At 68.6% G+C, this 10,281-nt stretch carries 15 protein-coding genes and 2 pseudogenes; 6 read left to right on the plus strand and 11 right to left on the minus strand.

Annotation, left to right across the window (positions count from 1 at the left end; all coding sequences use genetic code 11):
• Window positions 1–558 precede the first annotated feature (558 nt).
• From AB0N14_RS38885 to purB, 3 genes and pseudogenes are all read right to left on the minus strand, one after another.
• Window positions 559–717 (minus strand): annotated as a pseudogene (locus AB0N14_RS38885) (IS701 family transposase); the annotation flags it as partial.
• A complete protein-coding gene (gene mug, locus AB0N14_RS38890; protein ID WP_366030441.1) occupies window positions 716–1,261 on the minus strand; it encodes a G/U mismatch-specific DNA glycosylase in 546 nt (181 codons plus the stop codon). The gene mug and the pseudogene AB0N14_RS38885, both read right to left, overlap by 2 nt.
• Window positions 1,258–2,700, minus strand: a complete 1,443-nt coding sequence (gene purB / locus AB0N14_RS38895; protein WP_366030427.1) for an adenylosuccinate lyase — start codon at window positions 2,698–2,700, stop codon at window positions 1,258–1,260. Before purB ends, mug begins: the two co-directional genes overlap by 4 nt.
• Before the next feature lie 526 nt (window positions 2,701–3,226).
• Here purB and AB0N14_RS38900 point away from each other — a divergent pair.
• On the plus strand, window positions 3,227–3,457 hold the full coding sequence (locus AB0N14_RS38900; RefSeq protein WP_366030428.1) for a helix-turn-helix transcriptional regulator: 231 nt from the start codon (window positions 3,227–3,229) through the stop codon (window positions 3,455–3,457).
• Window positions 3,458–3,504: 47 nt separating this feature from the next.
• Here AB0N14_RS38900 and AB0N14_RS38905 read toward each other — a convergent pair whose 3' ends face one another.
• The 6 genes and pseudogenes from AB0N14_RS38905 to AB0N14_RS38930 all read right to left on the minus strand — a co-directional run bounded on the left by AB0N14_RS38905 (window position 3,505) and on the right by AB0N14_RS38930 (window position 6,271).
• Window positions 3,505–4,158 carry a class I SAM-dependent methyltransferase gene (locus tag AB0N14_RS38905; RefSeq protein ID WP_366030429.1) on the minus strand — a complete coding sequence of 218 codons (654 nt, stop codon included), beginning with the start codon at window positions 4,156–4,158 and terminating at the stop codon, window positions 3,505–3,507.
• A gap of 75 nt (window positions 4,159–4,233) precedes the next feature.
• Window positions 4,234–4,733: pseudogene (locus tag AB0N14_RS38910) on the minus strand (hypothetical protein).
• Window positions 4,734–4,838: 105 nt separating this feature from the next.
• Window positions 4,839–5,138, minus strand: a complete 300-nt coding sequence (locus AB0N14_RS38915) for a hypothetical protein (RefSeq protein ID WP_366030430.1) — start codon at window positions 5,136–5,138, stop codon at window positions 4,839–4,841.
• A gap of 352 nt (window positions 5,139–5,490) precedes the next feature.
• Window positions 5,491–5,691: a hypothetical protein gene (locus tag AB0N14_RS38920; protein WP_366030431.1), complete on the minus strand. Its 201-nt coding sequence runs from the start codon at window positions 5,689–5,691 to the stop codon at window positions 5,491–5,493.
• Window positions 5,688–5,888: a hypothetical protein gene (locus AB0N14_RS38925; protein ID WP_366030432.1), complete on the minus strand. Its 201-nt coding sequence runs from the start codon at window positions 5,886–5,888 to the stop codon at window positions 5,688–5,690. The genes AB0N14_RS38920 and AB0N14_RS38925 overlap by 4 nt, the downstream gene beginning before the upstream one ends.
• Entirely contained in the window at window positions 5,885–6,271 is a 387-nt protein-coding gene (locus tag AB0N14_RS38930) for a hypothetical protein (RefSeq protein ID WP_366030433.1), read from the minus strand. The genes AB0N14_RS38925 and AB0N14_RS38930 overlap by 4 nt, the downstream gene beginning before the upstream one ends.
• Window positions 6,272–6,458: 187 nt before the next feature.
• Here AB0N14_RS38930 and AB0N14_RS38935 point away from each other — a divergent pair, with 187 nt between their 5' ends.
• Window positions 6,459–7,685 carry a helix-turn-helix transcriptional regulator gene (locus AB0N14_RS38935; protein WP_366030434.1) on the plus strand — a complete coding sequence of 409 codons (1,227 nt, stop codon included), beginning with the start codon at window positions 6,459–6,461 and terminating at the stop codon, window positions 7,683–7,685.
• Here the strand turns inward: AB0N14_RS38935 and AB0N14_RS38940 are convergent.
• Complete coding sequence (locus AB0N14_RS38940; RefSeq protein WP_366030435.1) at window positions 7,666–8,328, minus strand: HAD family hydrolase; 663 nt, start codon at window positions 8,326–8,328, stop codon at window positions 7,666–7,668. The genes AB0N14_RS38935 and AB0N14_RS38940 overlap by 20 nt on opposite strands.
• A 74-nt stretch (window positions 8,329–8,402) precedes the next feature.
• On the opposite strand from AB0N14_RS38940, the gene AB0N14_RS38945 reads away from it, so the two are divergent.
• The 4 genes from AB0N14_RS38945 (at window position 8,403) to AB0N14_RS38960 (ending at window position 9,764) form a co-directional block, all read left to right on the plus strand.
• Window positions 8,403–8,585 (plus strand): hypothetical protein, encoded by a 183-nt coding sequence (locus tag AB0N14_RS38945; protein WP_366030436.1) that lies wholly within the window; start codon window positions 8,403–8,405, stop codon window positions 8,583–8,585.
• Window positions 8,586–8,609: 24 nt separating this feature from the next.
• Complete coding sequence (locus tag AB0N14_RS38950; RefSeq protein WP_366030437.1) at window positions 8,610–8,891, plus strand: hypothetical protein; 282 nt, start codon at window positions 8,610–8,612, stop codon at window positions 8,889–8,891.
• A gap of 160 nt (window positions 8,892–9,051) precedes the next feature.
• A complete protein-coding gene (locus AB0N14_RS38955; protein WP_366030438.1) occupies window positions 9,052–9,432 on the plus strand; it encodes a DUF6233 domain-containing protein in 381 nt (126 codons plus the stop codon).
• Window positions 9,433–9,485: 53 nt separating this feature from the next.
• On the plus strand, window positions 9,486–9,764 hold the full coding sequence (locus AB0N14_RS38960) for a hypothetical protein (RefSeq protein ID WP_366030439.1): 279 nt from the start codon (window positions 9,486–9,488) through the stop codon (window positions 9,762–9,764).
• A gap of 63 nt (window positions 9,765–9,827) precedes the next feature.
• Here the strand turns inward: AB0N14_RS38960 and AB0N14_RS38965 are convergent, their stop codons facing one another.
• Window positions 9,828–10,034, minus strand: coding sequence for a hypothetical protein (locus AB0N14_RS38965; RefSeq protein ID WP_366030440.1), 207 nt, complete (start codon window positions 10,032–10,034; stop codon window positions 9,828–9,830).
• Window positions 10,035–10,281: the final 247 nt, after the last annotated feature.

Consider the following 10,281-nt stretch of genomic DNA (forward strand, 5'->3'; position numbering starts at 1 on the left):
CGGCACTCCCCCAAGCTCTTCGAGCAGGGGGTACCCCCAGAGCACGCACCGGACGCCGCTCCTTGACGGGCAAACGTCGCCTGCCGCGGCACTAGAAGCCTTCGACCACCGGTGGACCACCGCACGGTCCTACCCGGACCGGACATCGGCGCCCTGCTGCGGAATTACTGTGGTGACGGCGAAGGCCCGGGCCGCGGCTGCGGCTCGGGCCTTCGTGTTTGGCCTGGTGGGGTCAGCCTCCGAGGGAGGCGGCCATCAGGTCCTCGATGGAGTTCGGGTCGAACTCGATTGCGCCGGCGGGCGCGGTCATGCTGGTAGCGGTGTCCTTGAACGTCATGGCGACGGGGAAGTGGTTGCCCTCGCTGCTGGTGTCAACTGAACCGCCCCGGTGTTTGATCGAGACTCTAGGTTGTGACTGTGACCTGGGGTTTCGTGGTTGCTCGGTAGTAGGGCTTGGTCAGGTGTCTATTGGTGCTGGTATGTCGCGGTGGCAGGTCGGGCAGGCGCCGGTCCAGGCCGCGAGGAGTGTCTGTAGCTCGCGGACGACCTGGTAGAGGCTCAGGCCGACGCCGCGTCTTTTGGGGCCCGCGCCAGTCGTTGCAGGGTGCAGAAGGCATGCGCGACGGAGACAAGGGTGACGTGGTGGTGCCAGCCGCCCCAGGTGCGGCCCTCGAAGTGAGCCAGGCCCAGGGCCTGCTTCATCTTCCGGTAGTCGTTAGTCCCGCGCGGCGTGCCTCAGCCGTGCGAACTCCTCCGCCATCGTCGCCGCCGTCCAATGCGCGTTGAGCCCACTCGGATTGGGCAGCACCCAGACGCGGCTGGAGCCGATCGTCCGCTCCTGGGGGCCGACCCGGGCCGTGCGGTAGTCGAAGGCCGCCCGGTACGCGGTCACCCCGACCACGGCCAGAAACTTCGGCCGCAGCCGCTCCACCTTGGCATGGAGGATCCGTCCGCCCTCGCGGTACTCCTCGGCGGTCAGCTCGTCGGCCCGCGCGGTCGCCCGCGCCACCACGTTCGTGATCCCGAGCCCGTACGACAGCAACTCGGCCTGCTCGGGCGGCTGGTACAGCCGCGGGGTGAAGCCCGACAGATGCAGCACGGGCCAGAAGCGGTTTCCCGGGCGGGCGAAGTGATGGCCCGTCGCCGCCGTCATCAGCCCCGGGTTGATACCGCAGAAGAGGACGTCGAGGCCGTCCGCGACAACGTCCGGCACCAGACGGTCGCGGGCGGCCTCCAGGTCCGCCGGGGTGAACCGGGTCAGAGGATCGCCCCCGGGGTGTAGCCGGCGGCCTCGGGGTGCTGCTTCACGATCTCCTCGATGCGGCCGACGATCGAGGCGACCTGGTCGGAGGCGGCGCCCGTGAAGGACAGCTTGTCCGCCATCAGCGCGTCGAGCTCGGCGCGGTCCAGCGGGATGCGCTCGTCGGCGGCCAGCCGGTCGAGCAGCTCGTTGCGCTCGGCACCCTGTTCGCGCATCGCGAGGGCGCAGGCGACGGCGTTCTCCTTGATCGCCTCGTGCGCGACCTCGCGGCCCACGCCCGCGCGCACGGAGGCCATCAGCACCTTGGTGGTGGCGAGGAACGGCAGGTAGCGGTCCAGCTCGCGCGCGATCACCGCCGGGAAGGCACCGAACTCGTCGAGCACCGTCAGGAACGTCTCCAGCAGCCCGTCCAGCGCGAAGAACGCGTCCGGCAGGGCGACCCGGCGCACGACCGAGCAGGACACGTCGCCCTCGTTCCACTGGTCGCCCGCCAGCTCGCCGGTCATCGAGGCGTAGCCGCGCAGGATCACCATCAGGCCGTTGACGCGCTCGCAGGAGCGGGTGTTCATCTTGTGCGGCATCGCCGAGGAGCCGACCTGACCCGGCTTGAAGCCCTCGGTCACCAGCTCGTGCCCAGCCATCAGGCGGACCGTCTTCGCCAGCGACGACGGCGCGGCCGCGAGCTGCACCAGCGCGGTGACGACCTCGTAGTCGAGGGAGCGCGGGTAGACCTGGCCGACGGAGGTGAAGGCCTGGGAGAAGCCGAGGTGCTCGGCGATCCGGTGCTCCAGCTCGGCGAGCTTGCCCGCGTCGCCGCCCAGCAGGTCCAGCATGTCCTGCGCCGTACCGACCGGGCCCTTGATGCCGCGCAGCGGGTAGCGGCCGAGCAGCTCCTCGACGCGGCCGTACGCGACGAGCAGCTCGTCGGCGGCCGTGGCGAAACGCTTGCCGAGGGTCGTGGCCTGCGCGGCCACGTTGTGCGAGCGGCCGGCCATGACCAGCTCGCCGTACTCGCCCGCCAGCTTGGCGAGGCGTGCCAGGACGGCCACCGCGCGGTCGCGCATCAGCTCCAGGGAGAGCCGGATCTGCAGCTGCTCGACGTTCTCGGTCAGGTCGCGCGAGGTCATGCCCTTGTGCACCTGCTCGTGCCCGGCGAGCGCGTTGAACTCCTCGATCCGCGCCTTCACGTCATGCCGGGTGACCTTCTCGCGCTCCGCGATCGAGGCGAGGTCGACCTGGTCGAGCACGCTCTTGTAGTCGGCGATCGCCTCGTCCGGCACCTCGATCCCGAGGTCCTTCTGGGCCCGCAGCACGGCGAGCCAGAGCTGCCGCTCCAGCCTCACCTTCTGCTCGGGGGACCAGAGTGTGGCCAGCTCGACGGAGGCGTAGCGTCCGGCGAGGACGTTCGGGATACGGGGCTTTGCGGGCGCAGCAGTCACGTGTACGGAGTTTACCCGGCGTCCAAGGAGGGTCCGGAGCGTCCATAGCGTCCGCTCCGTCCAGGTCGGAGGGGGTCCGGTCGTCGTCTCACGTGACCTCTGTGAGATGTCCGTGAGACGACGACCGCTCGCAGCCCCCCACTGGGTGCAACACGGCCCCGGCCGGCGGAGGTTTCCGGTCCTCTGCCAGCCGGGGCCGCTGTGCACCAACGATAACCTTTATCGAACGTCAGTTCTAGTGTCGTGCGCTTGGCATATGCACGCACTGCATCGACGGCAACGCAAAACCCGCCCCGCCAAAGGTTTCCGGTCCTCCGACGGGGCGGGGCTCAGGGGTGCAGTACCAAGCCACCCCCAGCTTCGTTGCAGCGACCACCCCTCGCAGCAACGAACTGCAGCCTTTGATTGCCACGGCCCACACCAGCGGCCGGCTTCGTTGCTGCCACGATGCGCTTCCCGCTTCAAGATCAAATAAAGCGTCACGGGTGACGCTGACATGGGAACATGGAGATCCCAAGTTTGTCGAGTGCCTCGCGACCTCCCGGAATGGATCAACGACCGACGTCGCGACCTGGGCGACCGCGTACGGGACTTACGCATCCGCGCCGACTACACCCAGGAGCACTTCGCCGAGATCACCGGGATCGACCGGCGCACCCTCCAACGCATCGAGTGCGGCGAGAGCGACCCCCGGTACGGGCACCTGCTGAGGATCGCCGCCGCCCTGGACGTGCGCGTCTCCGTCCTCGTCGACTGAAGAGCCCCGCCCATCCGCCACGGGGTCAGCCGACGGGTCGGGCCGGCTCAGGCCTCGGCGCGGACGATCAGCGTGCCGATGTGCCCTGCCTTGGGAGCGTCGATGACGCGGGCTTCAGCGGCCGTGAACCCAGCCCGAGTCAGTAGTCGTTCCCAGACGGCCGGCCGGTAGCTGTAGCGGTAGGTGAACATCGCCTTCCCCGCGAAGCCGCCCTTGTACATACCCTGGGGTCCGTACGCGCCGGGAATCGCCGGCGGCTGCGAGAACACGAACACGCCGCCCTGGTTGAGCCGTGCCCGCACGAGGGGGAACAGGCGCCCCGGATCGGAGAACCAGGCAGCCCCGAAGATGGAGTACACGGCGTCGTAGGTGCCCTCATGATCGAACAGCCACTCGAGGACTTCGCCGCAGTGGAAGGTGGCGCCGGTGTCCGCCCACCGTTCGCTGGTCTTCTTCACCATGATCGGGGAGAGGTCGACGCCGTGGGCCTCGATTCCCTGCCCGGCCAGGAAGGCGAGGGCACGACCCGTGCCGCAACCGATCTCCAGCACACTGCGAGGGCTGCCGAGGAGCTCGGCGCCGGGACCGTGGCCGGCGTACTGGGTCCAGCAGATGGATGGCTCGGCGTCGTCCTTGAAAGCGGACTCGGCGTAGGCGTCCCACAGTTCTGTCTCGGCAGCGATGTCGTGCGGTACAGGCACAGCGTGTTCCTCTGGGTCATGGCGGGGAGCCCCCGCCCTCCGGGGGAAGCGAGGGCGGGGGCGACTGTAGCGGCGTCAGTGGCTGTCGGGCACCTTGTCGTCGCACGGCGAGCAGCTCGCGCCGTCGATGGCCCACAGCTCTTCGTCGATGGGCCAGCCTTGGGAGCGGAGGAAGTCTCCGGTGCGCAGGCACAGGCCGTCGTTGCGGCGCTGGATGAACGGCGCGTGGTGCTTGAAGCGGCCCCCGTTGTAGAGGCGGCAGATACCCCACCAGACCGGGGTGTCCAGGATCAGCTGGTGGACACCGATGTCCACGAGTTTGCCGACGCCCAGGTGGACGTCGGGGTTCCGATGGATCCCATGACGTACATGACAACGTTGCCGAGGATCCGTTCGGCCATGTCGCGAACCATCGTGTGGTCACGGAGCAGCAGCGCGACCTCGCGGTCCCACAGGCTCATACCGGAATCGAAGATGTTCACGGTCAGCTCCGTGATGTGCGGAGCCACGGCGTTGAGGAGTTCCTTGGTGTCCCGCGTCCGGGTACTCGCGGGCTGTTCGAGAGTGACGGTCATGGACCTTCCCTTCTGAGGTGTCGTGCCGTGCTGGAGGCCCTGCACCGGCTGCTCGACCTGTCCAGGGTTGGGGAGCCGAAGCAGGGGGCTTGTGGTGTTGGTGACCTACATCAGCCGGGCGATGGGCGCGGGCAGAAAAAGGCCACGTGCACGGTGCACAGCCCAGAGATCTTTCTCGTCTCGCTCGGCATACCTCTGGCAGGTGGAGCAGCCGTCCGTGTGGGGTCCCGGGAGATCCTCGGGGTGGCTCTCGGCGATGTGCCTGGAGAACAGGAGGGCCTCTGAATGGCAGCCGACATCCAAGATGATGCGGACGAGGAAGCGCTCGAGCAGGTCGGCGCACTCTGTGCATTGCTCCATGAACGGCGCCGGTTCGGGCCACGGGACCTGTTCCACTTGCTCCATCGGGGCTCCGTACTCGACATGGTCTGGAGAACCCGTCCCGCCGAAGCTCTTGCGGAGACTTCGGCGGGACGGGCGGGCCCGCCTCACCGCGGTTTCCGGTCCACAGCAAAGCGGGAGACTTGGGTGCTGAGGTGAGCGGAGCCTCATGAGGACGTCGCGGCGCGGTATGCGGCCCACAACTCATCTGCTGTCGGGCACTGCCTGCTATCGACGGCGCAGGTGGCGCAGTCTCCGCAGTGGTCCATGTACGCCCGGTACGCCCGCTGAGTCCTGGTGAACTGAGCGTTGCTGGCGATGCGCTGCCACCTGGCCGGGCCACTGCCGCTGGCCACGGGCCGCTTCCCGCGGGTACTCACCGTCGCCGCCTCGGGTGGGCGTCCTTGTGCTCGCGGATCTCGACGTTGCAGTCCGAGACCTTCGAGTAATCCCCCGCCGCCTGGGCCTCGTCGCGCTGCAGGGCGAGCGCGCCGCAGACCTGGCACCCGGGATGGGGGGTCGGCCACTCGGGTGGCAGGAGGACCTGAACGGGCTCGCTCATCGTCTTGTTGCTCATGACCAGCGCACCGCCACCCACGCTCGCCGCAACTGTGCGCCGTTCGCGCACGGGTTGGTGGCGTGCGCACAGCCCGGGCAGTGGCCATAGTGCTCCATAAGGGCCTTGTACGCCGCGTACGACGGCTTCGCCGCGAAGGCCTTGGCGGCGCGGGCGAGCGCCTCGTGCTCCATCTGCACCGCTGGCCCGTCGCTCATGCCGACCACTCCGAGCCGTTCCTCGGCGAACAGTCCTCAAGGGCCGCCTGGAGAGCGCGGGCATCAGTGAGCCAGCCGTCATCGCCCGGACAGACCCGCCAGTGCGGGCCCGGCGCCGTCGTGCAGCGCGCCGGCGGGATCGTGAGGGTGCTGCCCTCGCCCAGCGGCTGCGTGCCTTCAAGCTCCCAGTGGGCTGCGGTGCCGCGCGGGACGAAGTAGTAGACCGCCGCCTTGTGCGGGTATTCGAGTACGGCGCCGCATCGGGCGCCCAGGATGGCCATCGCGGCGAGGCCGAGCTGGCGCGGCACGCGGATCGCGTCCCAGGCCTGTCCTGCCTCATGCAGTGTGCAGCCTTCAGCGGTTGGTAAACGCGTGGTCGGCATCCTGGCTCCTCGAAGCACCAGCGATCAGGTGCGTTCAAGAGTGGCCCTCATTGGGGCGCGAACCGAGGACTTCGAGAGGTCTTTCCCCGGCGCAGAAAAGGACTTTCGTTGGGCTCTAGGGGTGACGAGTAGCCAATCACCGGGCTTACGGTGACACTTAGCGCATCGCTAGACCAGGAGGTACGCAGTGGCACGGCCCGCCGGGAACACCCGCCTGAAGTCCGCCCGCCTGGCGGCGGGTTACCCATCTCAGCAGGCCCTTGCAGACGCCCTCGGCGTCGGAGTGCGACAAGTACGCCGGTGGGAATCCGACACGCCACCATGGCCCCAGCCCGAGGTAGGACAGGCTCTCACACGCCTACTCGGCCAGGACCTGGAATCCCTCGGATTCACCCCACCCAACGGCCTGCAGGCCGACCGCGGGCGGCGTACCGTCCTCACGGCCACGGCCGCCGCCATCGGCCTCGCGGCCGTGCCGACGCAAGCAGTGGCTGTTCAGCCCGCCACCGTCGCCGCAGACTACGAGGCCGTCACACGGTCGCACCGGCGCCTGTACTGGTCCGTCGCCCCATCCACACTGCACCCGGCGGCGCTCGCCCACGCCACCCTCGGCTGCGCCCTGCTGCCGGAGACCACCGGGCAGACCCGACAGCGAACCGCCGCAGCGCTCGCCGAGACGTGGCTCCTCGCCGGTCGCATCGAGTTCTTCGACCTGCGCGACGCTGACCGCGCCCAGCAGACTCTCCTCCGCGCGCTCCAGGCAGCTGGCGAAGCCGATGACTCGCTCCTCGGGTCGGCGATCCTGGCGCACACCGCGTTCATTCCCGCTTGGGCGGGTGATCGTGACGCGGCCGTGGAGCGGATGGTCGCCGCCCGCACGTACGCCCGCCGTGGCCCGGCCTCCGCCGAGGCCCTCGCCTGGCTGGACGCCGTCGAGGCGGAGTGCGAGACCCGGTGCGGGAACACCCGCACCGCACTCCACCTGATCGGACACGCTGAGGATGTGCTCGCCACCGGCTCCGAACACGACAGCCCAGAGTGGATGGACTGGTTCAGCCCAGTGCGGCTGGCAGCGTTCAAGGGCAACACGCAACTGCAGGCCGGGCATCTGCCACAGGCGCGGGAAACACTCCTTGGGGTGCTCGAGGCTCTCGACCCCAGCGAGGAAAAGCAGACGACCGTCGTCCTCGGGGACCTCGCAGCCGTCGAGGCCGCGGCCGGTGACCCCGAGGCGGCATGCCGGTACGCCCTGCGCGCCCTCGATCAGCTGGAGCGGACCTGGTACGCGATGGGCATGGACCGGGTGCGCGAAGCGCGGCGCGCGCTGGCGCCGCACCAGCACGAGCGGTGTGTGCGGGAGCTGGATGACCGCCTGTATGGATGGTCGACGACCGTCAGCGCGCTGGCTCGTTGAAGTTGATGATCAGCCCGGACAACTCGAGGAGGCTCTCGACCCTGAAGGTCGGGAGCTTCTCCGCTTCCTCAGTCCGCCACTGGATCGTCGCCCACGGCCCGCGGTGAACCAGGGCGGTGTGCATGCCCGCGGCGACGGCGGGCCGGAGGTCGTTGTCGACGCGGTCGCCGACGTAGAGGATCTCGTCGTTGGCGAAGGGGGTGACTTCGGCGACGCGGCGGAAGAACTCAGGGTCTGGCTTCGAGGCGCCCCAGTCGTCTGAGGTGCCGATCAGGTCGACGTCGTTCGTGAACAGTTCGCGGAGGATCTTCCCCGCGTGAATCGTCTGGTTCCCGGCGATGCCCAGCCAGAGGCCATCCGCTCGCAGCTGGGTGAGCGTGGGCCGAACGTCGTCGTACAGGTCCGCTTCCCCGAACGTCTCGGGCTGGCCGGCGGCTGCGCGCTTGTCGCGTTCCTCGTACAGGTCGAAGCCAGGTCGAAACTCCTGGAACACCTCGCGGTAGTCGCGTCCCTGAGCGATCACGGCGCCGAACATCGCGTGGAAGGTGTGCCGGGGTACGCCGAGCCAGTCGGCCCAGGTGCCGTACTCCCGGGTTTCGTCTACTAGGCACTCGCCGACGTCGAAGACCACTGCGCGAATCATGCGGGCAGGGTATCGGGAGTGATCATGGGCAACGCAAGGGCGCATTGTCAGTGCTGCCCCGTAGGCTTTGTCTCATGTCCTCCGAGCCAGAGAGCCTTGGTTTCGTGCGGTCTTCTGCCGAGGTGAACGAGGAGATCCGCGCGCTCATGCTGCGTGCCGGCGGGCACCTGAAGGCCGAGGACCGGGGCGAGTACCAGCGGCTCGTCGAGGAGTGGGCGGCCGCCGTCCGGGCCGAGACCTTCGTAGAGGCAGCGTGACCGCGGCGCATAGGATCCCTGCACGTGGCACACACTTGCGACGAACTCGTGGAGATGCAGCGCGCGGCCGACGACGCGCACGCCCAGGTTCTGAAGCTGCGGGAAGAGTACGGGCCGCCCACCGCCCAGCCGTGGAGCGAGCAGCAGACGCAGACGTACGAGACAGCCTGGCGGGCCTGGCGAGACCTTGCTCGCGACGTCCAGGCCGCCATCACCGACCACGCCGAGGCGGAGGAGAAGTCGCGGTACGACGTCGAGGCCGCAGTGAAGAAGGCCGCCAGGCACCCCGAGCCAGAAACGGACTGACGTAGGCCCTTGTTCAGGCGTTACCTCGGGCGGTGCTGGCTCCAGGTCGCGGGGCCGATGCCGAGGAAGTCGAGCGCTGGCAGCTTGGGCCGCATTCCGTCCTCCCGATGCTCGCCCCCTCGTGGTGCCGGTGCGCAGCCTACCCCCTAGAGTCGAACATATGAACGATCTGTCGACCGGGGACCGCCTCGAGAAGTTGCGCACGCTCGAGGCGTGGCTCGACTGGCAGCTGAAGCAGACCTGCGCCCGCATCCGCACCCTCGAAGCCGAACTGGAGCGCGAGCGGAGGCAGCAGCAGCGCGCCCGGGAGGAGACCAGCTGGAAGCTGCAGCCCGACCGGGCACGCAAGCGGGTCAGCACCCTCCACCGCGGCGGCTGCACCATGTGGAAGTCGGAGATGGGCTACCTGTCACGGGAGGACGTCCTCCTCGCGCTCGACGACGACACCATGACGATCGAGATGTGCGGCATCTGCCGGCCCGAGACCGGGCTGCGGACCCCAGACGATCAACCGCACATAAATCGCATAGTGGATCAATAGGGTCATTCCCTCAGGGGTACTCGCTGGGCAACCCCCACAGAACGGAGCCCCCTATGATCATCAAAAGCATGCACGAAATGGGCATCCGCAGCGAACACGCCTACCTGGCAGGCATGGCCTCCATAGGGCTCAGCATCGCCTCGTGGATCACCAGCCTCCAAGCCGAACCTGGCAAGGGCATAGACCGCGCCGACCGGTGGGGCATCTTCGTCGGCGAATGGGCCCCCACCTTCTTCGGCCTCGGCCTCGCCCTCTCCCACTACGAACAGCAAGACGGCACCATCACCGCCGGCAGCATCCACGAACTCCGGGAACGGCAGAAGACGGGCTGAACGCGCGTGCGCCCGCCGCGACGGGATTGCGTGGCGGGCGCACGGCCAGTGCGGCACGGGGCGTCAGGCTGCGGCGGACATCCACGGCCAGGTCGCGTCGCGCCCGGCTTCGAGGAGCGGCACCAGCCGGAAGGCGTGGTCCGTGAGGCCACCGAAGCAGTGCCGGCCCGCGCTGCCCGTCGGCATGGCGCCCGGCTTGTACCCCGCCATGTTCCAGAGGTAGACGGGGACCTGCTTCGGAATCAGGTCGTCCATCTGGGTCTCGCGCATGCCGCCGCGCTGCCAGCCGTTCGAAGGCAGCCAGCCCGGCCGGGTCTGCTCGTCGGTGACGATGACGACGCGGTCATGCCCGTTGTAGTGCTGCTTGACCGCGGAGGGAATGTCGGTGCCGTCGATCTGCCCGAAGCGTTCGATCAGCTTAATACTTCAGCTGTAGATCGTGATCTTCATGTCTGTGATGCGGCTTGTCGTCGGTAGTGGCTGGTGCGTGATCGCTGCTGATGGCGGCGGCGCCAGT

It is taken from the genome of Streptomyces sp. NPDC051104, from assembly GCF_040682835.1.
In the GTDB taxonomy this organism is placed as follows: domain Bacteria; phylum Actinomycetota; class Actinomycetes; order Streptomycetales; family Streptomycetaceae; genus Streptomyces; species Streptomyces cynarae.